The organism is Streptomyces sp. NPDC006134 (genome assembly GCF_040628835.1).
Taxonomy (GTDB): Bacteria; Actinomycetota; Actinomycetes; order Streptomycetales; family Streptomycetaceae; genus Streptomyces.
On record NZ_JBEXTV010000027.1, the window covers coordinates 1 to 22,621 of the forward strand.

Here is a 22,621-nt window from a genome sequence, read left to right on the forward strand (position 1 = left end):
GAGGAGGCGGATCAAGAAGGACTCCGGCCTCATCCATCACAGCGACCGCGGCTCGCAATACGTCTCCATCCGGTACACCGGACGGCTCGCCGAGACCGGGGCCACCGCGTCGGTCGGCTCGGTCGCGGACAGCTGTGACAACGCGATGGCCGAGGCGCTGAACGGCACCTTCAAGGCCGAGCTGATCGAGATGCAAGGGCCATGGCGGGACTTCGACCAGGTCGAGCGTGCGATCTTCCAGTGGGTCACGTGGTACAACGAGGAACGGCTCCACTCCGCCCTCGACTACGTACCGCCCGCCGAGTACGAACGCGACGGGCGGCGACAACAGGAAGCCTCCCCGCAGTCCGCCTGAAACAAGATCACCGGACTCTACGAAACTCGGGGCAGCTCATTTGGAGCCCACGACGGTCTACAACTACCGCACCACGTTGGACCGTGTACGCGGGAAACTCGGTTGTATCCGGCTCCAGGAACTCACCGAAGACCACGTGGTTGATTGGATGCGATGGGCGCTCCAGCAAGGGCGTGCGCGCGGCGTGAAGGCGGGTACGGGCCTCGGGGTGACCTCCGTGGAAATGAGCCTGGCCAGGCTGAAGGACGCCCTGAACCGGGCCGTCGCGCGCCGCCTGGTGACCGTGAATGTGGCGAGCGAAGTGCACATTCCGCTGAAGGCCCGGAAGGCGGAGCGGAAGACGAAGGCGGTCGTCACGCCGTGGAATGCCACGGAGGTGGGCGCTTTCATTGCCGCGATGAGGGAGGACCGCCTGTACGCGCCGCTGCTGCTATCCCTGATGGGGCTCCGTCCGGCGGAGGTCTGCGGCATGCGGTGGTCGGACATCGACCTGGAGGCGGCCACGGTCAGCATCACCAACACGCGGACCCTCATGGGTAACCGCACCGTGGTGGAGAAGGACACCAAGAGCATGGCGGGCGAACGTGTGCTGCCGCTTCCGGCGCTCGTGCGTGAAGCGCTGAAGGCGTTCCGGGCCACGCAGGCGAAGGAGCGCCTGGCAGCAGGCGAAGGGTACGCGAGCGGCGGGTACGTGCTCGTGGATGAACTCGGCGCCGTGCTGAACGGCCGGCAGCTCCGGGTGCGGGCCTACAAGATCATGGACGAAAACGGCCTTCGCAGGGTCCGTCTGTACGATGCTCGGGCGTCGTGCTTGACCTACCTGGCGAACAACGGGGTGCCGGATCACCTGCTTGCCATGTGGGCTGGGCACACCAATGTGAAGACGACCAAGAAGTGGTACGTGAAACCGGACGTGGCCGACCTGCTTCCAGCAGCGGAGGCATGGGGAGGTCTCGCGGGGGAGCGTGTGACAGATCGTGACAGATGAAGGTGTGAACCCGTGAGCGAGGCCAAGATCGATACGCTGCAATACCGCTTTGACGGGCCAGAAGACGCCCCTGTCTTGATCTTGGGACCGTCCCTCGGTACTACATGGCACATGTGGGACCGGCAGGTTCCTGAGCTGGCCAAGCAGTGGCGCGTCGTCCGTTTCGACCTGCCGGGGCACGGCGGTGCCCCCGCGCATCCGGCGGGCTCCGTCGCCGAGCTGACGGACCGCCTGCTCGCCACCCTCGACGGGCTCGGCGTGCAGCGCTTCGGCTACGCGGGCTGCGCGCTCGGCGGCGCGATCGGTGTCGAGCTGGCCCTGCGCCACCCCGAGCGTCTCGCCTCGCTCGCGCTGATCGCCGCCTCGCCGCGGTTCGGCACGGCCGACGAGTTCCGCCAGCGCGGCGTGGTCGTACGGACGAACGGGCTCGACCCCATCGCCCGTACGGCTCCGGACAGGTGGTTCACCGGCGGGTTCGCCGCGGCGCAGCCCGCGATCACCGAGTGGGCCGTGCAGATGGTCCGCACCACCGACCCCGGCTGCTACATCGCCGCCTGCGAGGCGCTCGCCACGTTCGACGTACGGGCCGAGCTCGGCCGGGTCGGCGTGCCCACCCTCGTCCTCGTCGGCTCCGACGACCAGGTCACCGGCCCCGCCGAGGCCCGCACCCTGGTCGCCGGCATCCCGGACGCCCGTCTCGCCGTCGTCCCCGGCGCCTCGCACCTGGTCCCCGTCGAGCAGCCCGCCGCCGTCACCGACCTGCTGGTGACGCATTTCAGCACCGCCTGGCAGCCCGTCCACGACTCCGCCACCGGGCAGACCGCGATCCCCGCGGCCCCCGTCCGGCCGGTCCTGGCCGCGCCCGTGCCGCCGCAGGCCGCGCCGGTTCAGCCGGTCGCCGAGATCGCCCCGGCCGCGGTGGAGACACCGCCCGGCGGCCGGCCGGACGTGTACGACGCCGGGCTCAAGGTGCGCCGCGAGGTGCTCGGCGACGCGCACGTCGACGGGGCGCTGGCGGAGGCCGGCGACTTCGCCGGGGACTTCCAGGAATTCCTCACCCGCTACACCTGGGGCGAGATCTGGGACAGGCCCGGCCTGGACCGCCGTACCCGCTCCTGCGTCGCCCTCACCGCCCTGGTCGCGGGCGGGCACCTGGAGGATCTCGCCGCCCACACCCGGGCCGCCCTGCGCAACGGGCTCACCCCGGACGAGATCAAGGAAGTGCTGCTGCAGACGGCCGTCTACTGCGGCGTGCCCGCCGCGAACCGGGCGTTCCGGGTGGCACAGCAGGTCGTACGGGAGGAGACCACCCCGCAGGGATAGCGGGGCCCGGGGCGGCCCCGCCACCCGGGCAGCCCGGGCGCGCCCGGGTGGCGGAGCGGAGGCAGGATGGATTGCATGAAGCTCATCAAGAAGTCGCACGCCTGCGTCCGGCTGGAGAAGGACGGGCAGGTGCTCGTCCTGGACCCGGGCGGTTTCAGCGAGGAGGACGCCGCGCTCGGCGCGGACGCGATCCTCGTCACCCACGAGCACCCCGACCACTTCGACGAGCTGCGGCTGCGCGCCGCGATGGAGATCAACCCGGCCGCGCAGATCTGGACGCTGAAGGCGGTCGCGGAGCAGATCTCGTCGGCGTTCCCGGGCCGCGTGCACACCGTCGGCCACGGCGACACCTTCACCGCCGCCGGCTTCGACGTGCAGGTCCACGGCGAGCTGCACGCGGTGATCCACCCGGACATCCCGCGGATCACCAACGTCGGCTACCTGATCGACGGCGGCAAGGTCTTCCACCCCGGCGACGCCCTCACCGTCCCCGACCACCCGGTGGAGACGCTGATGCTGCCGGTGATGGCCCCCTGGAACAAGATCTCCGAGGTGATCGACTACGTCCGCGAGGTCCGGCCGCGGCGCGCCTACGACATCCACGACGCCCTCCTGACCGACCTGGCCCGCCCGGTCTACGACCGGCAGATCGGGCAGCTCGGCGGCGCGGAGCACCTGAGGCTGACGCCGGGGGACAGCGCCGAAGTGTGAGCCGGCGGGGCCAGGCGGTGGCCGCGGCGGCGGGCGGGACCGGGGTTGTCGGTGCCGCCCGGTAGGTTGTGGGACATGCGCATCGCGACCTGGAACGTGAACTCGATCACCGCTCGTCTGCCGAGGCTGCTGGCCTGGCTGGAGAGCAGCGGCACCGACGTGCTCTGCCTCCAGGAGGCCAAGGTCGCCGAGGAGCAGTTCCCGTTCGACGAGCTGCGCGAGCTGGGCTACGAGGCCGCGGTGAACGCCACCGGCCGGTGGAACGGCGTCGCGGTGCTCTCCCGCGTCGGCCTCCAGGACGTGGTCAAGGGCCTGCCCGGCGGCCCGGACTACGACGGCGCGCAGGAACCCCGCGCGGTCGGTGCCACCTGCGGCCCGGTCCGCGTCTGGTCGGTGTACGTGCCCAACGGCCGCGAGGTCGACCACCCGCACTACGCCTACAAGCTCCGCTGGTTCGAGGCGCTGCGCGCGGCCGTCGCCGGCGACGCGGCCGGCAGCCGCCCGTTCGCCGTGCTGGGCGACTACAACGTGGCCCCGACCGACGACGACGTGTACGACCGCTCCGCCTTCGAGGGCTCGACCCACGTCACCCCGGCCGAGCGCGCCGCACTGGCCGCACTGCGCGAGACGGGCCTGTCCGACGTCGTGCCGCGCCCGCTGAAGTACGACCACCCGTACACGTACTGGGACTACCGCCAGCTCTGCTTCCCCAAGAACCGCGGCATGCGGATCGACCTCGTGTACGGCAACGCGCCGTTCGCGAAGGCGGTCCAGGACGCGTACGTGGACCGCGAGGAGCGCAAGGGCAAGGGCGCCTCCGACCACGCGCCGGTCGTGGTGGACCTGGACGTGTGAGGCACCGGCCCGCCGCCCCCGTCACCCGGTGAGCAGCCGCAGGTCCACGGAGCCGGCGAGCGCCGCCAGCCCCGCGTCCCCCGGGTGCAGATGGTCTCCGCTGTCGTACACCGGGAGCATCCGGGACGGCCGCGCCGGATCGCGGACGACGGCGTCGAAGTCGAGCACCGCGTCGAAGGCGTCCGTCCCGCGCAGCCACGCGTTCACCGCGGCCCGCTCCGCGTCGACGGCGGCCGTGCACCCCGCCCTGCCCCCGCAGGGCAGCACGGTCGCCCCCAGCATCCGCAGCCCCCGGGCCCGCCCCCGGTCCGCGAGCTCCCGCAGGCCGGTGATCACGCGCTGCGCGTCCGTGCCCGCCAGCAGGTCGTTCACGCCCTCGAAGACCACCGCCGCGCGCACGGACGTCTGGGCGAGCACGTCACGGTCGAACCGGTGCAGGGCGCTCACCCCGGCCGTGTCGGCGGACACCCCGTCGCCGGGGTAGCGGTCCCCGGTCACGCGGTTGCCCGAGATGCCGTGGTTGAGCACCCCGTAGCGGGGGACGGCGTCCTGGGCGTGCAGGCGCCGGGCCAGCACATCGGGCCACCGCCGGTTGGCGTCCGCCGTGGACCGGTCGCCGTCGGTGATCGAGTCGCCGAGCACGGCCACGGACCCGGGACCGCCGCCGACATCCACCCCGGTCAGCAGCGGCCAGCCGGTCAGGATCGAGGTGTACGGGGCGGCGGTGCCGTCAGCCGTGTGGTCGCCCGGCTCGCTGAGGTACGACCGCTGGAGTGACTGCCGGTGCACGGGCGCCGCCGTCACCGTGCCCGGCAGGTGGAAGCTCACCAGCAGATCGGCGCCGGCGGGCACCGCGAAGGGGAGCGGATCACTGTACGCCTGGGCCCCCGCCGGGACGCCGACGCCCCGCGCGCCCGCGAAGGACAGCGGCACCGGGGCCTGGCGCGCCGCCGCGCCCGCCGCCCGCACCGCGACGGTCGCGGCGCCGATCCGCACCGGCGCCGCGGCGAACGTGTTGTCGAACCGCACCCGCACCCGCGGCCCGCCGGCCGACATGTGCACCACCAGCCGCAGCGTCCGGTCGCTCCACGGCCCCACCGCCGGGTAGCCGGACGTCGACGCGGCCCAGCCGCCCGTCCAGCCCCGCCCGGCGTCCCGCACCGACAGGGCGAACACGTGCAGGCCCGCCGCGTGCGGCAGCCGTACCGAGGCCACCTCGCGGTCCGGCGCGAGCGGCACGGTGACGACGTACAGCCGTGCCTTCCCGGCCCGCTGCCCCGCGGGCGTGTTGACGTGCGGCAGCGCCACCGCCTTGGCCGCGAGCGGGCCGGTGCGCCAGTCGGGCGCGGTGAGCCGGTAGGCGGAGCCGGTGCCGTCGGCGTACGTCACCCTCCCCGCGCCGGTCACGGCGGTGCCGGCCGTGCCCGCGACCAGGAAGGCGAGCGCGTCGCCGCGTCCGGTGACGCGGACGTCCTGCCCGGCGGCCCGCACGTTGTCCGGCTCGCCGGCCGCCCGTCGCGGCCACAGCAGCCGGGCGCCCTGCACGGTGAGGGTGCGGCCGGGCGTCCAGCCGGCCGCCGCCAGGTCCTGCGCCGACAGGGAGGCGCCCGAGCCGTCGAAGTCCGCCTCGCCCGGCCGGGCGTCGTCGCTGACGGCGGTGTTGTCGAAGAGCCGCTCCAGCGGCAGCGGCCCGGCGGCGCTCCCGGCGGCGGCCCGGGTGGCGGAGGCCGTCGGCACGAGAGCGGCCGGCATGAGAGCGGCCGACAGGGCGAGGACGACGACGGCACTCCGGATCCCTGGGCGCACAACGGCTCCTTCCACGACACGGCTCGCACGACAGGACTCGCACGACAGGACTCGCATGATGCGGCTCGCACGAAACGGCTCATGCGGCACAACCCGCACGACGCGACTCGCATGTCACGTCCCGCACGTCACGTCACGTCACGTCCCGCACGACACCACCCACATGACACCGCCCACCCGGCACGAGTGGTAGGCGCGTTGAAGCGAATGGCGGATGCGTGCCTGTGGTGCGCACGCCGGTACGAATGCCAATCTGGAGGTATGAACATCCCCTTCCTGGGCAATCGGCGCGAGAAATCCGTCATGACTCTCGATCCCGAGGGCATCGCCGGGCTGCTCGCCGAGTGTGAACTGCTCCGTTCCCAGGCATCCGGGGACGGTGTTCTGCTCGACGACACCGCCGCCTCGCTGGAGGCGCTCGACCAGCTGGTGCCGCGCTGGCGCGATGACGAGGAGATCCTGCCCTGGCTCGGCAACGACGCCGGCCTGTACCTGGGCACCGTGATCGTCCGCACCGTTCCCGGTGCCGCCTGGCGGATCCGGTCCGACGGGCAGCCCGTCGTGTGGCTCGCCTCCGGCCGGGAGTTCGACGTCGTGGCCTGCGGGCTGGAGTGGGCCGCCAGCGGCGCCCCTCAGCTGTCGCAGCTGTACGCGGAGGCTGCCGAGGCCTGACCGAGGTTTGACCGGGGCCTGACAGCGGCCCGGTCGCGGCCGTCCGGGACGTCCCGGCGGCGGCCGGGTCGGTTGACGACGAGCGGCGACTCGGAGTGCGCCGGCAGCCCGAGGAAGGTCTGTTTACGGCTTACGGCGGAGCTCGCGCTTCCACGGACACGTGCGGGCGAGCCCCGGCCCGGTGCGGCGCTGATCCCCGCCGCTGTCACGCCCGGCACGATGTCGCGCACGCCGCCGGTCACGGCCGCGCACGCCTGCGGGCGGCGACGGGCCCGTACCCGGCAGGTCCATGACGCGGCCATGACGATGAATTAAGCTGCCCGGACGGCCTGTCACTGGAGGTGCGGATGCGTCGTCCTGTCACGCGGAAACCGGTCGCACGGAAGCTCGCGGTCCTGGCGGTCTCGGCCGCCGTGGTGTCGGTGGGGGCCGCGGCCCCGCCGTCCGCGCAGAGAGGCCCCGCCGAGAAGTCCCCGGTCGCCGTGGGCCACGGCGGCGCGGTCGCGAGCGTCGACCCGGACGCCTCCGCCGCCGGCATCGAGGTGCTGAGGAAGGGCGGCAACGCCGTCGACGCGGCCGTCGCCACCGCCGCCGCGCTCGGCGTCACCGAGCCCTACTCGGCCGGCATCGGCGGGGGCGGCTACTTCGTCTACTACGACGCCGAGTCCCGTACGGTGCACACCGTCGACGGCCGCGAGACGGCCCCCCTGACCGCCGGCAAGGACCTGTTCACCGAGAACGGCGAGCCGATCCCGTTCGCCGAGGCGGTCAGCAGCGGTCTCGCCGTCGGCACCCCGGGCACGCCCGCGACCTGGCGGACGGTGCTGGACAAGTGGGGGAGCCGCAAGCTCGCCACGCTGCTGGCACCCGCCGAACGGCTGGCCCGCGACGGCTTCACCGTCGACGAGACCTTCCGGAAGCAGACCGCCGAGAACGAGGCCCGGTTCCGGTACTTCCCCGACACCGCCGAGCTGTTCCTGCCGGGCGGGAAACTCCCGGCCGTCGGCTCCACCTTCAAGAACCCCGACCTCGCCCGCACCTACCGGGAGCTGGCCAGGAAGGGCGTGGACGCGCTCTACCACGGCGACATCGGCGAGGACGTCGTCGCCACCGTCAACAAGCCGCCCGTCGACCCGGACTCCGGCTGGAACGCCCGCCCCGGCGACCTGTCCGCCCAGGACCTGGCGGCCTACCGCACCCGGCTCCAGGCACCCACGAAGACCTCCTACCGCGGCCTCGGCGTGTACTCCATGGCACCCTCGTCCTCCGGCGGCACCACGGTCGGCGAGGCCCTCAACATCCTGGAGCGCACCGACCTGTCGAAGGAGCGGACGAGCGAGGCCCGGTACCTGCACCGCTTCATCGAGGCCAGCCGCGTCGCCTTCGCCGACCGCGGGCGCTGGGTCGGCGACCCCGCCTTCGAGGACGTACCGACCCGTCAGCTGCTGTCGCAGCGGTACGCCGACTCCCGCGCCTGCCTGATCAAGGACGACGCGGTCCTCACCAGCCCCGTCGCCCCCGGCGACCCGCGTGACCCCGCCCCCTGCGCGGCCGGCGGCCCGGCGGCCCCGACGACGTACGAGGGCGAGAACACCACGCACCTGACGGCGGCCGACAAGTGGGGCAACGTCGTCGCCTACACCCTCACCATCGAGCAGACCGGCGGCAGCGGCATCACCGTGCCCGGCCGCGGCTTCCTGCTCAACAACGAGCTGACCGACTTCTCCTTCGCCCCCGCCGACCCGGCCGTGCACGACCCGAACCTGCCCGGCCCCGGCAAGCGGCCCCGCTCGTCGATGTCGCCGACGATCGTCCTGGACCGGCACGACCGGCCGGTCGTCGCGCTCGGCTCGCCCGGCGGCGCCACCATCATCACCACCGTGCTCCAGACCCTGACCGGGTTCCTCGACCGGGGCCTGCCGCTCGTCGACGCGATCGCCGCGCCGCGCGTCAGCCAGCGCAACGCGGCACAGACCGAGATGGAGCCGGGGCTGTACGGCACCGACACGCAGCGCCGCCTGGAGGCCATCGGGCACTCCTTCCGGCAGAACCCGGAGATCGGCGCGGCGACGGGAATCCAGCGGCTGCCGGACGGCAGGTGGCTGGCCGCCGCCGAGAAGGAACGGCGCGGCGGCGGCTCGGCGATGGTGGTGCGCCCGGCCCGCTGACCGCCACCGCACCGGCTCTCACAGTTCGGGGGCGGGCACGGGCCGCGTACGGAAGGCCAGCCGCCCGTCCTCGACGTCCACCGTCACCCGGCCGCCCCCGGCGACGCGGCCGTCCAGCAGCAGCCGCGACAGCTCGTTGTCGACCTCCCGCTGGATGGTGCGGCGCAGCGGGCGGGCGCCGTACTCCGGCTGGTAGCCGTGCTCGGCCAGCCAGTCCACGGCGGCGTCGGTGAAGTCGACGGTGACGTCCTGCGCGTGCAGCAGGCGGCGGGTCTGCTCCAGCAGCAGGCTGGTGATCTGCCGCAGCTGCTCGGCGCTGAGCTGGCGGAAGACGACGATCTCGTCGATGCGGTTGAGGAACTCCGGCCGGAAGTGCTCGCGCAGCGGGCGCAGCACCTGCTCGCGCCGGGCCTCCTCGTCCGCGTCCGCGCCGCCCGCCCCGAAGCCGATGCCGGCGCCGCGGCGGGTGATCACGTCGGAGCCCAGGTTGCTGGTCATCACGATGACCGTGTTGGTGAAGTCCACCGTGCGGCCCTGGGAGTCGGTCAGCCGTCCGTCGTCGAGGACCTGGAGCAGGATGTTGAAGACGTCCGGGTGCGCCTTCTCCACCTCGTCCAGCAGCAGCAGCGAGTAGGGGTGGCGGCGCACGACCTCGGTGAGCTGGCCGGCCTCCTCGTGCCCGACGTACCCGGGCGGGGCACCGACCAGCCGGGAGACGGTGTGCCGCTCCTGGTACTCGCTCATGTCGAGGCGGACCATGCGGTCCTCGCTGCCGAACAGCGCCTCGGCCAGCGCCCGGGCCAGCTCCGTCTTGCCGACGCCGGTCGGGCCGAGGAAGAGGAAGCTGCCGATCGGCCGGTTCGGGCTGGCGAGCCCGGCGCGCGAGCGCAGGACGGCGTCGGCGACCACCCGGACGGCCTCGTCCTGGCCGACGACCCGCTCGTGCAGGTGCTGCTCCAGGCCCAGCAGCCGGTCCTTCTCCTCCTGGGTGAGGCTGCTGACCGGGATGCCGGTCAGCCGGGACACCACCTCGGCGATGGCCTCGGTGCCCACCACCAGGTTCTGCCCCTCGTCGGCCTCGCCGTCGCCGGCCGCCTCGGCGATCCGCTGCTTCAGCTCCACGATCCGGTCACGGAGCCGGGTCGCCTGCTCGTACTGCTCGTCCGCGACCGCCTGGTCCTTGTCCCGGGTGAGCTGCTCGACCTCGCGCTCCATGGCCCGCACGTCGGTGCCCTTGGTGCGGGCCCGCAGCCGCACCCGCGCCCCGGCCTGGTCGATCAGGTCGATCGCCTTGTCCGGCAGCCGCCGGTCGGTGAGGTAGCGGTCGGACAGCTCCACGGCCGCCACCAGCGCCTCGTCGGTGTAGCGGACCTGGTGGTGGGCCTCGTAGCGGTCGCGCAGGCCGCGCAGGATCTCCACCGCGTCGGAGGCGGTCGGCTCCGGCACCAGGATCGGCTGGAAGCGGCGGGCCAGGGCCGCGTCCTTCTCGATGCGGCGGTACTCCTCCAGCGTGGTCGCGCCGACGATGTGCAGCTCGCCGCGGGCGAGGGCCGGCTTGAGGATGTTGCCCGCGTCCATCGACCCGCTCTCGCCGCCCCCGCCCGCGCCGACGACGGTGTGCAGCTCGTCGATGAAGACGATCAGCTTGTCGGAGTGGGCGCGGATCTCGCCCACGATGGTGTTCAGCCGCTCCTCGAAGTCGCCCCGGAAACGGGTGCCGGCGACCACGCCCGTCAGGTCCAGGGCGATCACCCGCCGCCCGGCGAGCACGTCGGGCACGTCGTCGTCGGCGATGCGCTGCGCCAGCCCCTCGACGATGGCGGTCTTGCCGACGCCCGCGTCACCGATCAGCACCGGGTTGTTCTTGCCGCGGCGGGAGAGCACCTCGACGGTCTGCTCGATCTCCTCGTCCCGCCCGATCACCGGGTCGATGCGGCCCTGCCGGGCCTGCTCGGTCAGGTCGCGGCCGTACTTGTCGAGGGTCGGCGTGTTCGTCGGCTGGGGGCGTTCCGCGCGGGCCCCCGCCGCCTCCGGCGCCTCGGACGGCAGGCCGGAGGGCGCGAACCGGGCCGCGTTCAGGATGTGCCCGGCGGCCGAGTCCGGATTGGCGGCCAGCGCGCTGAGCACGTGCTCCGGGCCGATGTACCCGGCGCCGCTCGCCCGGGCCAGCTCGTGCGCGTCCAGCAGGGCGCGCTTGACGGCCGGCGTCAGGGACAGCGACGTGGGCGGCGGGGCCTCGTTGGGGGTGTGCTGGACCGGGCCGGAGCGCTCGTCGATCTCCGACGCCAGCGAGTCGGGGTCCGCGCCGGCCCGGCTGAGCAGGCTCCGGGTCGGTTCCGCGGACAGCGCGGCCCGCAGCAGGTGCTCGGTGTCCAGGTCCCGGCTGCCGTGCTCGGCGGCGTACTGGGCGGCGCCGCGCACCAGCTCCCGCGCCGGCTGGCTGAGCAGCCGGCCGATGTCGATGTGCCGGGGCCGCGGTCCGCCGAAGAACCGGGCGAGGAATTCGGCGAAGGGGTCGCCCTCCGGGCTGATGAAGCCGCTGGTCATCGCTGTCCGTCCTCCGGTGTCCTCCGCTGGTCGACGTGCCGGGGCCGGGTAACCCGGTCGGGGCCCGCTCATGCCACGATGACACGTCGTCCCGTGGCGGGCACGTTCGGGAACGGCGCCGGCGCCCGGCCCCGGAAGGCTTTCCGCGCCCGCCCGCCAGGCCCGCCTGCGTCTGCCTGCCGGGTCCGTCCGCGCCCGTTCCTCGGGTCTGCCCGCGCCCGCCCGCCGGGTCTGCCTGCGTCTGCCTGCCGGGTCCGTCCGCGCCCGTTCCCCGGGTCTGCCCGCGCCCGCCCGCCAGGCCCGCCCGCGTCTGCCTGCCGGGTCCGTCCGCGCCCGTTCCCCGGGCCCGCCCGCATCCGCCCGCCCTCAGTTCCCCGGGCATGCCCGCCCCCCGTTCCTCAGGCGTCTCCTCCCGTGCCCGCCCCTCGGTCTTCTCCCCGGGGCCGCTCCCCGGGCCTGCTTCTCAGCCCCTGCCCGTCCCTCAGACCCCTTCCCGCGCCGTGAGCACGCGCGGCCCCTCCTCGGTGATCGCCACCGTGTGTTCCGCGTGGGCGGCGCGCGAGCCGTCGTCCGTCCGCAGGGTCCAGCCGTCCGGCGCCGCGTGGTAGCCGTCCCCGCCGCCGCCGATCACCATGGGCTCGATCGCCAGGACCATGCCGTGGCGCAGGGGCATGCCCCGGCCCGGGCGGCCCTCGTTCGGCACCGGCGGGTCCTCGTGCATACGGCGGCCGATGCCGTGCCCGCCGAAACCGTCCGGGACGCCGTAACCCGCGGCGCGGCACACCGAGCCGATCGCGTGGGCGATGTCCCCGATGCGGTTGCCGACGACGGCGGCCTCGATGCCGGCGGCGAGGGCCCGCTCGGCGGTCTCGACCAGGCGCAGGTCCGCCGCGCGCGGCCGGCCGACGACGAAGCTGATCGCCGAGTCGCCGGCCCAGCCGTTCAGCTCCGCGCCGCAGTCGATGGAGACCAGGTCGCCGTCGCGCAGCCGGTAGCCGTTCGGGATGCCGTGCACGATCGCGTCGTTCACCGAGGCGCAGATGACGGCCGGGAAGGGCGTCGGCGCGAAGGAGGGCCGGTAACCGAGGAACGGCGAGCCGGCCCCCGCCTCCCGCAGCACCTCCCGGGCCACCGCGTCCAGCTCCAGCAGGGAGACCCCCACGTCCGCGGCCCGCCGTACGGCGGTCAGCGCCCGCCCGACGACCTGCCCCGCCTCGTACATCGCGTCGATCGACTTGTCCGTCTTCAGTTCCACCATGCCAATTACTATACCGGTATTTTAATGGGGTCCTGGCGGTAGGATGGCGGCATGGTGCGCACCCCACTGACCCCCGAGGAACGGGAACGCGGCGAGCGGCTCGGACGGCTGCTGCGCGAAGCGCGCGGCGGCCGGAGCATGGCGGACGTCGCGGCGAGCGCAGGGATCTCCGCCGAGACCCTCCGCAAGATCGAGACCGGCCGGGCCCCGACCCCGGCCTTCTTCACGGTGGCCGCGCTGGCCCATGCCCTCGGCCTGTCGATGGACGAGCTGGCGGGTCGCTGCGCGCTCGCCGGGGTCTGATCCGGCGTCACCTCGTGCGGTGCCGCGGCCCGCCTCGCACCGCCCTGCCCTGCGCCTCGCGCTGCGCCGCCCTGCGTCCCGCACCGCGTCGCAGCGGGCCCGCTGAGCCCGCCTGCCCCACCCGCCCCACAGGTCTCGCCACCCGCTCACCCACAGGGGTGTGAAACGCGATCGACACCCCGCCTTGGCGACGATGGTCTTGGCAAGCTCGCCCGAGAGGCTTACGTTCGTCCCTCTACGGCCTGCTCTACGGGCGTAGAGGCGCTTTCGTCGCGTCGAAGGAGCAGCTCATGGCCAACGTCGTACGTGCCGCTCTGGTCCAGGCCACCTGGACCGGCGACACCGAGTCCATGGTGGCGAAACACGAGGAGTACGCCCGCGAGGCGGCCCGGCAGGGCGCGAGGATCATCGGGTTCCAGGAAGTCTTCAACGCCCCCTACTTCTGCCAGGTCCAGGATCCGGAGCACTACCGCTGGGCCGAACCGGTGCCCGACGGCCCGACGGTGCGCCGCATGCGGGCGCTCGCGCGGGAGACCGGCATGGTGATCGTCGCGCCGGTGTTCGAGGTCGAGCAGCCGGGTTTCTACTACAACACCGCAGCCGTGATCGACGCCGACGGAACCGTCCTCGGCACCTACCGCAAGCACCACATCCCGCAGGTCGAAGGCTTCTGGGAGAAGTACTACTTCCGGCCCGGCAACCTCGGCTGGCCCGTCTTCGACACCGCCGCAGGCAAGGTCGGCGTCTACATCTGCTACGACCGCCACTTCCCCGAGGGCTGGCGCCAACTCGGGCTCGCGGGAGCGCAGTTGGTGTACAACCCGTCCGCCACCCACCGCGGTCTGTCCGCCCACCTGTGGCGGCTGGAGCAGCCCGCGGCGGCCGTCGCCAACGAGTACTTCGTCGCCGCGATCAACCGCGTCGGCCAGGAGGAGTACGGCGACAACGACTTCTACGGCACCTCGTACTTCGTCGACCCGCGCGGACAGTTCGTCGGAGACGTGGCCAGCGACACCAAGGAGGAACTGGTCGTCCGCGACCTCGACTTCGGCCTGATCGACCGGGTGCGGCAGCAGTGGGCCTTCTACCGCGACCGCCGGCCCGACGCCTACGAGGGGCTGGTGCGTCCGTGACCCGGGATCTGTTCAGCCGCCACCGCGCCGTCCTGCCCGACTGGCTCGCCCTCTACTACGAGGACCCCATCGAGATCACCCACGGCGAGGGCCGCCACGTCTGGGACGCCGCCGGCAACAAGTACCTCGACTTCTTCGGCGGCATCCTCACCACCATGACCGCGCACGCCCTGCCCGAGGTGACCAAGGCGGTGAGCGAACAGGCCGGGCGGATCCTCCACTCCTCCACGCTCTACCTCAACCGGCCGATGGTCGAACTCGCCGAGCGCGTCGCCCAGGTGTCCGGCATCCCCGACGCCCGCGTCTTCTTCACCACCTCCGGCACCGAGGCCAACGACACCGCCCTGCTGCTGGCGACGACGTACCGGCGCAGCAACACGGTCCTCGCCATGCGCAACAGCTACCACGGCCGCTCCTTCGGCGCGGTCGGCATCACCGGCAACCGCGGCTGGTCCCCGACCTCCCTGTCCCCGCTCCAGACCCTGTACGTCCACGGCGGCGTACGCACCCGAGGCCCCTACGCCGCCCTCGACGACCGGGACTTCATCGACGCCTGCGTCGCGGACCTCACCGACCTCCTCGGCCACACCCGCCCGCCGGCCGCGCTGATCGCCGAACCGGTCCAGGGCGTCGGCGGCTTCACCTCCCCGCCGGACGGCCTGTACGCCGCCTTCCGCGAGGTGCTGCGCGACCGCGGCATCCTGTGGATCTCCGACGAGGTGCAGACCGGCTGGGGCCGCACCGGCGACCACTTCTGGGGCTGGCAGGCGCACGCCCGCAGCGGCCCGCCCGACATCGTCACCTTCGCCAAGGGCATCGGCAACGGCATGTCCATCGGCGGGGTGATCGCCCGCGCCGAGATCATGAACTGCCTGGACGCCAACAGCATCTCCACCTTCGGCGGCACCCAGATCACGATGGCGGCCGGCCTCGCCAACCTCACCTACCTGCTGGAACACGACCTCCAGGGCAACGCCCGGCGGGTCGGCGGGCTGCTCATCGAGCGGCTGCGGTCGATCGCCGCGCAGGTCCCGCACGTCCGCGAGGTGCGCGGGCGCGGGCTGATGATCGGCATCGAGCTGACCCGGCCCGGCACCGACGAGGCGGACCACCAGGCCGCGTCCGCCGTGCTGGAGGCGGCCCGCGCGGGCGGACTGCTCATCGGCAAGGGCGGCGGCCACGACACCAGCGCCCTGCGTATCGCCCCGCCGCTGTCCCTCACGGTCGCGGAGGCCGAGGAAGGCGCCGCGATCCTGGAGCACGCCCTGAGAAGCCTCCGGTAACCGGCCGCCGAGCGGAGGAGCGAGCACACCGGGACCGCCACCTCGAGGCACTTCAAGGGCCTTGAGGTGGTGCCGGGGCGCGCGTCCCACCGGACCGCACGCCCCGGCACCACCGACCACGGCAGGAGAGGGAACAGCAGCATGAGCAGCAGCCGTACCGTCATCCGCGGTGGCCTCGTCGTCACCGCCTCCGACGAGATCCACGCCGACGTGCTGATCGAGGACGGCCGCATCGCCGCCCTCGCCGCGTCCGGCACCCCGGCCGCCGCGTCGTTCACGGCCGAGCGAAGCGAGATGGGGGACCCCCCGCCCGGAGGGTGGGGGAGGGTCCTCGACGCCACCGGCAAGTACGTCGTCCCGGGCGGCGTCGACGTCCACACCCACATGGAGTTCCCCTTCGGCGGCACCCTGGCCTCCGACACCTTCGAGACCGGCACCCGGGCCGCCGCCTGGGGCGGCACCACCACGATCGTGGACTTCGCCGTGCAGAGCGTCGGCCGCTCCCTGCGCGAGGGCCTGGACGCCTGGCACGCCAAGGCGGAGGGCAACTGCGCGATCGACTACGGCTTCCACATGATCGTCTCCGATGTGAACGAGGAGACGCTGAAGGAGATGGACCTCCTCGTCGAGGAAGGCGTCACCTCCTTCAAGCAGTTCATGGCGTACCCGGGCGTCTTCTACTCCGACGACGGCCAGATCCTGCGCGCCATGCAGCGCTCCGCCGAGAACGGCGGCCTGATCATGATGCACGCCGAGAACGGCATCGCCATCGACGTGCTGGTGGAGCAGGCCCTGGCCCGCGGCGAGACCGACCCCCGCTTCCACGGCGAGGTCCGCAAGTCCCTGCTGGAGGCCGAGGCCACCCACCGCGCCATCCGGCTGGCGCAGGTGGCGGGGGCCCCGCTGTACGTCGTGCACGTCTCGGCGCGGGAGGCGGTCGCCGAACTGGCCCGGGCCCGCGACGAGGGCCTGAACGTCTTCGGGGAGACCTGCCCGCAGTACCTGTTCCTGTCCACCGACAACCTCGCCGAGCCGGACTTCGAGGGCGCCAAGTACGTGTGCAGCACGCCCCTGAGGCCCCGCGAGCACCAGGCCGCGCTGTGGCGGGGACTGCGGACCAACGACCTCCAGGTGGTCTCCACCGACCACTGCCCCTTCTGCTTCGCCGGCCAGAAGGAGCTGGGCCGCGGCGACTTCTCGAAGATCCCCAACGGCCTGCCGGGCGTGGAGAACCGCATGGACCTGCTCCACCAGGCCGTCCTGGACGGTCACCTCACCCGCCGCCGCTGGATCGAGATCGCCTGCGCCACCCCGGCCCGCATGTTCGGCCTGTACCCGAAGAAGGGGACCATCGCGCCCGGCGCCGACGCGGACGTCGTGATCTACGACCCGCACGCCGAGCAGGTGATCTCCGCCGAGACCCACCACATGAACGTCGACTACTCGGCGTACGAGGGCAAGCGCGTCACCGGCCGCGTCGAGACCGTGCTCTCGCGCGGCGAACCCGTCATCACCGAGCGGGAGTACACCGGACGCAAGGGCCACGGCGTCTACACCCCGCGCTCCACCTGCCAGTATCTCCTCTAGCACTTCAGGAGCGGTGCCCATGGACTTCGGACTCGTCCTCCAGACCGATCCGCCGGCCTCCCGGGTCGTCAGCCTGATGAAGCGCGCCGAACGCAACGGCTTCCGCTACGGCTGGACCTTCGACTCCGCCGTGCTGTGGCAGGAGCCGTTCGTCATCCACAGCCAGATCCTCGCGAACACCACCCGGCTGAAGGTCGGCCCGATGGTCACCAACCCGGCCACCCGCACCTGGGAGGTCACCGCCTCCACCTTCGCCACCCTCAACGACATGTTCGGCAACCGCACGGTCTGCGGCATCGGCCGCGGCGACTCCGCGATGCGCGTCGCCGGCCGCAGGCCCACCACCCTGGCCCGCCTCGGCGAGGCGATGAGGGTGATCCGGGCGCTCGGCCGCGGCGAGGCGGCCGACCTCGGCGACGGTACGGTCGTGAAGTTCCCGTGGGTCCGGCCGGGCGCCGAACTGCCGGTGTGGATGGCCGCGTACGGCCCCAGGGCGCTGAAGCTGGCGGGGGAGGAGGCCGACGGGTTCATCCTCCAGCTCGCCGACCTCTACCTGACCGAGTACATGGTCGAGGCGGTCAGGAGCGCGGCGTCCGCAGCCGGCCGCGACCCGGCCGAGGTGACGGTCTGCGTCGCCGCCCCCGCGTACGTCACCGCCGACGACTCGCCCGGCGCGCTCGCCCACGCCCGCGAACAGTGCCGCTGGTTCGGCGGCATGGTCGGCAACCACGTCGCCGACCTCGTCGCCCGGTACGGCACGGACGGCAGCGTCGTACCGCAGGAGCTCACCGACTACATCGAGGCACGCCAGGGCTACGACTACGCCCACCACGGACGCAGCGGCAACCCGGACACCCGGTTCGTGCCGGACGAGATCGTCGACCGGTTCTGCCTGATCGGCCCGGCCGGGCGGCACATCGAGAAGCTGAACGCGCTGCGCGCGCTGGGTGTCGACCAGTTCGCCGTCTACGCCATGCACGACGCGCGGGAAGCCGTGATCGACGCGTACGGGACACAGGTGATCCCCGCCGTGAACCGCTGACCTCCTCCTGCGCCGACCCGCTGCTCACCTCCTTCTCCGCTTCTCTGTTCTCCCGCTCCTTCCTCCGGTCGGTGACACCCGCACGGCCTCTCCCGCCCCGTCCAGCCGATTGGCCCGCCCATGACCGACACCGCCCCCACGGGCATACCGCCCGCCGCCACCCAGGTCACCCTCCCCGACGGGCGGGTGGAGCTCGCCCCGGACTCCCCGCCGCCGAGCGGCCCGTACGCCAACGAAGACTTGCTGCCGGTTCCCGTCTCCCGGCGCACCTGGACCACGTACAACTTCTCCGCGCTGTGGGTCGGCATGGCCCACAACACCGCCTCCTGGACCCTCGCCTCCGGCCTGATCGCCGTCGGCATGGACTGGAGGCAGGCGGTGTTCACCATCGCCCTGGCCAATGTGATCGTGCTGGTGCCGATGCTGCTCACCGGCCACGCGGGACCGAAGTACGGCATCCCCTTCCCGGTCTTCGCCCGCGCCTCGTTCGGCATCCGCGGCGCCAACCTGCCCGCCGTCGTGCGGGCGCTGGTCGCGTGCGGCTGGTTCGGCATCCAGACCTGGATCGGCGGCGAGGCGATCTACTTCCTGGCCGGCAAGCTCGTCGGGGACGGCTGGACCGGTGCCGCCGAGGTCGGCGGCCACGCGTGGACCATGTGGCTGTCGTTCGCGCTGTTCTGGGCGCTCCAGCTCGCCATCATCCACCGCGGCATGGAGACGATCCGCCGCTTCGAGAACTGGGCGGCGCCCTTCGTCCTGATCGGCGCGTTCGTGATGCTGTGGTGGATGAGCGACAAGGCGGGCGGCCTCGGCCCGCTGTTCGACCAGCCGTCGAGGCTCGGCTGGGGCGCGGACTTCTGGACGCTCTTCGCACCCGCGCTCATGGGCATGATCGGCTTCTGGTCGACGCTGTCGCTGAACATCCCCGACTTCACGCGCTACGGCCGCAGCCAGAAGGCCCAGACCTGGGGCCAGGCCCTCGGACTGCCCACCACCATGACCCTGTTCGCGTTCCTGTCCGTCCTGGTCACCTCAGGCTCGCAGGCGGTGTACGGCGAGCCGGTCTGGGACCCGGTGCAGCTCGCCGCCCGGACGGACAACGCGGCCGGGCTCCTCTTCGCCCTCGTCACCGTGCTGGTCGCGACCCTGTCCGTGAACGTCGCCGCCAACCTCGTCTCGCCGGCCTTCGACTTCTCCAACGTCGCGCCGCGCCGGGTGAGTTTCCGCACCGGCGCGCTCATCACCTGCGTCCTCGCCGTGCTGATCTTCCCGTGGAAGCTGTACGCCGACCCGCAGGGCTACATCTTCACCTGGCTCGGCCTGGTCGGCGGGCTGCTCGGCACGGTCGCCGGCATCCTCGTCGCCGACTACTGGATCCTGCGCCGGGCCCGGCTCGACCTCGTCGACCTGTACCGCGCGGGCGGCCGCTACTGGTACGACGCCGGCTGGAACTGGCGGGCCGTCGCCGCCTTCGCGGCCGGCGGTGTCCTCGCCATCGGCGGCGCCGACTTCCACCCGCTGATCGACGGCCGTCCCGTCCCGGCGCTGGCGCCGCTGGCCGACTACGGCTGGGCGGTGGGCCTGGGCACGTCGACGGTGCTGTACCTGGCGCTGATGCTGCCGCGCCACCGCCGGACGGCCGCCGCCCGGCGGTGACCGGCCGTACCCTTACGGAGCCCCCGCGGAGGGGGAGGGTCAGCCCCGGCCGTCCCCCAGCGCGGCCAACGCTTCCTTCGCGGCCTTGACGGCGCCCTTGTTGATCTCCTCCGTGCCGGGCGCCTTCCGCGTCTCGAAGTCGCTGCCGTTGTACGTGACGACCACCAGCGCGTTGGACGCGCGGACGACCACCGTGCCCTCACGGGTCTGCTGCCCGTCCTCGGTGACCAGGTTCACCACGGAGTACGCCGCGTCGCCCAGCCCCGGGACCTCGCCGCCACCCCGGTCGTTCTCCAGGCGCTCCTCGTACGACGCCCGTGCCGCCTCGTCCGACTCCATGACCTCGAAGGAGACGTCGAGCCAGCGGTAGTCGTACTCCTTGAGCGCGTTCCACGAGCAGGTGCGGCGCACCTGTGTGTCCGTGGACGGTATCTCCTTCCCCGCCTTCCTCGCCCCCGGGACGAGAGACGCGACCGTCGCCTCGGCCAGACTGGCGCACGGCGCGGGAGCGGAGCGGTACGTCCTCGACGCGGCCTGCGTCGAGGGGGCGGAAGGGGACCGGCTCCCGGCCTCGGGAGCGGCCTGGTTCCCGGCGGCGGGAGCCGCGGCGGGCGGCCCGGACGGCGGCTCGGACGCCAGCGCCCAGCCGGCCGTGGCGAGCACGGCGACCGGGGCCAGGCGCGCGGCCAGGGCGAACGGCAGAGGGAGAGAACGCACGGCGCACTTCTCTTGGGGACGGTGCGGAGTGTGTCCACACTGCGGACGGGACGACAGTGTCACACGAGTCCTCGTGAGGCGAAAGTGCCCTCTCACTGTGTGCAGGCACGGTGACGGGACCGGCCTGCCGACGGTTTCGGTCAGGCATGATTTACGCGTATATAAGTGCTTTCGGTGGTATGCGCCGGCGCGCGCACGACTCCGCCGGGGAGGGGTGAAGCCGTCGGCCCCGAGCCGATTGCCGCCCACCGGCCGGAAGGGAGGCTTGCCCGACAGCGCCGCCCTCTGAGCGATCTCCGCCCACGCGGGGACGACACCAGCGCGATGAATCAGGAATCTCTGGGGAGCCGGGCTCTACGGGACCGCAGGGAGAGCCCGGTCCGCAGGGGCTGCCTGGCCCCTGCTCTCCCTGTGGGACCTGTTCACACCCGGGGTGCTGGTCCTGCTCGTGCCGCCCCGCTCGACGCGCTGGCCGCCGTCCAGGCTCGCGGCGCGGTGTGCGTGTGGGGGCGTGGAGCGGTTCACCACGACGAGTTCCCTCGGGCGGAAGGCCACCGACGGGTGCTCCCGCCCGAGGGCGAGGACTCACAGGCCGGAGCCGCCGGTGGCGTCGATCACCTTGCCGGTGACCCAGCGCGCGTCGTCCGAGGCGAGGAAGGCCACGATGTCGGCCACGTCCTCCGGCTGGCCGACGCGGCCCAGTGCGGCCAGGGAGGCGGCGTGGGCTTCGGCCTCCGGGTTGCCCCGCAGCCAGTCCGCGTTGACATCCGTGTCGATGATCCCCGGCGCGACCGAATTCGCTGTGATGCCCCGGGCGCCAAGCTCCTTGGCGAGGTTGAGGGTGAAGTTGTCCAGGGCGCTCTTGGTGGCGCCGTAGGCGATGGCCTCGGGCATGGCGAGGTGGGCCGCGCCGCTGGAGATGTTGATGATCCGGCCGGCGTCGCGCAGTCGCTTCAGCCCCTCCTGCACGACGAAGAACGGTGCTCGCACGTTCACGGCGAAGACCTCGTCGAAACCGTCCTCGGTCAGTGACGCCAGGTCCGCACTGCGTCCTATACCGGCGTTGTTGACGATGATGTCGACGACCGGCTCGGGCGTGTGGTGGAGGATCTGGGTGTCGAAGGCCGACCACAGGGCGGCGGCATCGCCGTGACGGCCCAGTTGCGCGTGGAGGGCGAAGGCCCGACCGCCGTCCTTCCGGATGCGCTCCACGGTGTCGTGCGCCGCGGTCTCGTCGCGGGCGTAGGTCAGCGCGACAACAGCGCCGTCCTGGGCGAGCCGCTGTGCGACGGCGCGTCCGATGCCCCTGCTGCCTCCGGTGACGAGTGCGGTCTTTCCGTCAAGTCGCTGCGTACCCATGGTGGTTGGCCGCCTTCCATTTTTTGAGTGATCGACCAAGAAAGAAGGTAGCACGGTTTGTTGGTCGAGCACTCTAAAATGTGGGGCATGGCTGAGACCCCCAAGCGCGGCCGTCCGCGCACCTTCGACCGCCAAGCCGCTCTGACCGCGGCCATGCGCCTGTTCTGGGAGCGAGGCTATGAAGGCGTTTCCATCGGCGAGCTGACCGAGGCGATGGGGATTCGCTCAGGGAGCCTGTACGCGGCCTTCGGAGACAAGAAGTCCCTGTTCAAGGAAGTGGTCGACGCCTACGGCCGGACACCTGTCGGCGGCTTCGCCGGGGTCGCGCTCCGGGAGGAGCCCACCGCGTACGGGGCGTTCGCGCGCATCCTTCGAGAGGCCGCGGTCGTCTACTCGGACCCCGCGCACCCGGCCGGCTGCCTGGCCATCGGCGCGGCGACCAACGTCACTCCGCAGGACGCGGAGGTGCGGGCGTTCCTCCGCGACCTGCGCAACAGGAACGTGGACGGGTTCGAGGCCCGACTGCGGGAGGCGCAGCGGGCGGGGGAACTGCCCGCCGAGGCCAGCCCTCGGGCCCTGGCCGACTACTTCGCCACCGTCCTGCAGGGACTCTCGCAACGAGCCCAGGACGGTGCCGCCGCCGCCCAGCTGGCCGCGGTGGCCGAACTGGCGCTGGCCGCCTGGCCGGCGGCGCAACGCTGATCGGTTCACCCGATCCGGCCGGCAAGATCACGCGGGGGTGCGGGATCTGATCATGGAAACGGCCTCCCGCTCGCATGGGACGAGAGGCCGCCAGCCCTTTGACCTGCTGTGCAGTCCGTGCACCCGGCAGGCGCCGCCCCGCGCCCGAGGGGCAGC

19 protein-coding genes are annotated in these 22,621 nt (G+C 72.6%); 14 read left to right on the top strand and 5 right to left on the bottom strand.

Going from position 1 to position 22,621, the window contains the following annotated elements:
• The 5 genes from ABZ340_RS19035 to ABZ340_RS19055 all read left to right on the top strand — a co-directional run.
• Nucleotides 1–355 (top strand): integrase core domain-containing protein (locus tag ABZ340_RS19035; RefSeq protein ID WP_358782931.1); only part of this gene is annotated, 355 nt, incomplete at its 5' end.
• 40 nt (nucleotides 356–395) lie between these two features.
• Nucleotides 396–1,343 (top strand): tyrosine-type recombinase/integrase, encoded by a 948-nt coding sequence (locus tag ABZ340_RS19040; protein ID WP_358782932.1) that lies wholly within the window; start codon nucleotides 396–398, stop codon nucleotides 1,341–1,343.
• A gap of 12 nt (nucleotides 1,344–1,355) precedes the next feature.
• Nucleotides 1,356–2,666: an alpha/beta fold hydrolase gene (locus tag ABZ340_RS19045; protein WP_358782933.1), complete on the top strand. Its 1,311-nt coding sequence runs from the start codon at nucleotides 1,356–1,358 to the stop codon at nucleotides 2,664–2,666.
• Nucleotides 2,667–2,741: 75 nt separating this feature from the next.
• Complete coding sequence (locus ABZ340_RS19050) at nucleotides 2,742–3,377, top strand: MBL fold metallo-hydrolase (RefSeq protein ID WP_358782934.1); 636 nt, start codon at nucleotides 2,742–2,744, stop codon at nucleotides 3,375–3,377.
• Nucleotides 3,378–3,452: 75 nt separating this feature from the next.
• On the top strand, nucleotides 3,453–4,232 hold the full coding sequence (locus tag ABZ340_RS19055) for an exodeoxyribonuclease III (protein ID WP_358782935.1): 780 nt from the start codon (nucleotides 3,453–3,455) through the stop codon (nucleotides 4,230–4,232).
• 21 nt (nucleotides 4,233–4,253) lie between these two features.
• On the opposite strand, the gene ABZ340_RS19060 is transcribed toward ABZ340_RS19055, so the two are convergent.
• Nucleotides 4,254–5,984, bottom strand: coding sequence for an SGNH/GDSL hydrolase family protein (locus tag ABZ340_RS19060; protein WP_358783012.1), 1,731 nt, complete (start codon nucleotides 5,982–5,984; stop codon nucleotides 4,254–4,256).
• 315 nt (nucleotides 5,985–6,299) lie between these two features.
• Between ABZ340_RS19060 and ABZ340_RS19065 the strand changes: the two genes are divergently transcribed.
• Nucleotides 6,300–6,710, top strand: coding sequence for a DUF6278 family protein (locus ABZ340_RS19065; protein WP_358782936.1), 411 nt, complete (start codon nucleotides 6,300–6,302; stop codon nucleotides 6,708–6,710).
• 347 nt (nucleotides 6,711–7,057) lie between these two features.
• Nucleotides 7,058–8,878, top strand: coding sequence for a gamma-glutamyltransferase (gene ggt / locus ABZ340_RS19070; RefSeq protein WP_358782937.1), 1,821 nt, complete (start codon nucleotides 7,058–7,060; stop codon nucleotides 8,876–8,878).
• Between the two features lie 18 nt (nucleotides 8,879–8,896).
• Here the strand turns inward: ggt and ABZ340_RS19075 are convergent, their stop codons facing one another.
• Both ABZ340_RS19075 and map read right to left on the bottom strand, forming a co-directional pair.
• Nucleotides 8,897–11,425 carry an ATP-dependent Clp protease ATP-binding subunit gene (locus ABZ340_RS19075; protein WP_358782938.1) on the bottom strand — a complete coding sequence of 843 codons (2,529 nt, stop codon included), beginning with the start codon at nucleotides 11,423–11,425 and terminating at the stop codon, nucleotides 8,897–8,899.
• 481 nt (nucleotides 11,426–11,906) lie between these two features.
• Entirely contained in the window at nucleotides 11,907–12,683 is a 777-nt protein-coding gene (map, locus tag ABZ340_RS19080; RefSeq protein ID WP_358782939.1) for a type I methionyl aminopeptidase, read from the bottom strand.
• A 51-nt stretch (nucleotides 12,684–12,734) separates the two neighbouring features.
• Between map and ABZ340_RS19085 the strand changes: the two genes are divergently transcribed.
• From ABZ340_RS19085 to ABZ340_RS19110, 6 genes are all read left to right on the top strand, one after another.
• Nucleotides 12,735–12,986 carry a helix-turn-helix transcriptional regulator gene (locus ABZ340_RS19085; protein ID WP_358782940.1) on the top strand — a complete coding sequence of 84 codons (252 nt, stop codon included), beginning with the start codon at nucleotides 12,735–12,737 and terminating at the stop codon, nucleotides 12,984–12,986.
• Between the two features lie 290 nt (nucleotides 12,987–13,276).
• On the top strand, nucleotides 13,277–14,119 hold the full coding sequence (locus ABZ340_RS19090) for a nitrilase-related carbon-nitrogen hydrolase (RefSeq protein WP_358782941.1): 843 nt from the start codon (nucleotides 13,277–13,279) through the stop codon (nucleotides 14,117–14,119).
• Nucleotides 14,116–15,402, top strand: coding sequence for an aspartate aminotransferase family protein (locus ABZ340_RS19095; RefSeq protein ID WP_358782942.1), 1,287 nt, complete (start codon nucleotides 14,116–14,118; stop codon nucleotides 15,400–15,402). Before ABZ340_RS19090 ends, ABZ340_RS19095 begins: the two co-directional genes overlap by 4 nt.
• Before the next feature lie 141 nt (nucleotides 15,403–15,543).
• Nucleotides 15,544–16,989 (top strand): dihydropyrimidinase, encoded by a 1,446-nt coding sequence (hydA, locus tag ABZ340_RS19100; RefSeq protein ID WP_358782943.1) that lies wholly within the window; start codon nucleotides 15,544–15,546, stop codon nucleotides 16,987–16,989.
• A gap of 19 nt (nucleotides 16,990–17,008) precedes the next feature.
• A complete protein-coding gene (locus ABZ340_RS19105; protein ID WP_358782944.1) occupies nucleotides 17,009–18,031 on the top strand; it encodes a TIGR03842 family LLM class F420-dependent oxidoreductase in 1,023 nt (340 codons plus the stop codon).
• 120 nt (nucleotides 18,032–18,151) lie between these two features.
• The gene (locus ABZ340_RS19110) at nucleotides 18,152–19,687 is read left to right on the top strand and encodes an NCS1 family nucleobase:cation symporter-1 (RefSeq protein ID WP_358782945.1); all 1,536 of its coding nucleotides are present in this window, start codon (nucleotides 18,152–18,154) and stop codon (nucleotides 19,685–19,687) included.
• A gap of 39 nt (nucleotides 19,688–19,726) precedes the next feature.
• Here ABZ340_RS19110 and ABZ340_RS19115 read toward each other — a convergent pair whose 3' ends face one another.
• Nucleotides 19,727–20,404, bottom strand: a complete 678-nt coding sequence (locus ABZ340_RS19115; RefSeq protein ID WP_358782946.1) for a hypothetical protein — start codon at nucleotides 20,402–20,404, stop codon at nucleotides 19,727–19,729.
• A 585-nt stretch (nucleotides 20,405–20,989) separates the two neighbouring features.
• Nucleotides 20,990–21,763, bottom strand: a complete 774-nt coding sequence (locus tag ABZ340_RS19120) for an SDR family oxidoreductase (protein WP_358782947.1) — start codon at nucleotides 21,761–21,763, stop codon at nucleotides 20,990–20,992.
• A 78-nt stretch (nucleotides 21,764–21,841) separates the two neighbouring features.
• Here ABZ340_RS19120 and ABZ340_RS19125 point away from each other — a divergent pair, with 78 nt between their 5' ends.
• Nucleotides 21,842–22,465: a TetR/AcrR family transcriptional regulator gene (locus tag ABZ340_RS19125; protein WP_358783013.1), complete on the top strand. Its 624-nt coding sequence runs from the start codon at nucleotides 21,842–21,844 to the stop codon at nucleotides 22,463–22,465.
• Nucleotides 22,466–22,621 lie beyond the last annotated feature (156 nt).